We start from the raw sequence: 513 nt of genomic DNA on the forward strand, positions 1-513 counted from the left end.
CAAGCGGAAAACGGCCTTGATGCATAGGAATTTCAAAATGCCTATGCATCAAGCTGACGCTTGGAAGGAGGCGTCATGCCTTCATAGCGATGCGTAGGAAGACGCTGGGATGTTACTTTTTTAGTGAAAATCCCTATCAATCCGCATTAACGCAGGTTATGTTACCGCTGAACCTAGGTGCGGACGCACCTAGCCCCTGTCAGGGCTTCACGTACCTCATCTGCGCGATCGCCTGAGCGTTGAGGACCAGTTCCCTGCACCGTCAGCCCGCTGATTGCCGCCGTGTATACCATCCGCGCGCCACACAGCACGCAGCGGAACGGATCGACGTTTAGAAAGGCTTTGGCCATCTGCGTAAAATACAGCTTTGGTACCGGTCCTGGCGTCGCCATCTTCAGTGCTTCATAGACCTTCGGCAGGTATTTCCCACACACCCGATTGGCCAGAAAACCAAAATACCGGATCATCCGGAAATGCTTCTCCGGGATGTGCTGCACCACCCGGCGCAGCATG

General features: G+C 54.4%; 1 pseudogene. It reads right to left on the minus strand.

The annotated features are described in order from the left end of the window. Positions 1-199: 199 nt before the first annotated feature. Positions 200-513, minus strand: a pseudogene (locus ABJ99_RS20550) (transposase); the annotation flags it as partial.

The organism is Pseudomonas syringae pv. cilantro (genome assembly GCF_001293775.1).
In the GTDB taxonomy this organism is placed as follows: Bacteria; Pseudomonadota; Gammaproteobacteria; order Pseudomonadales; family Pseudomonadaceae; genus Aquipseudomonas; species Aquipseudomonas syringae_P.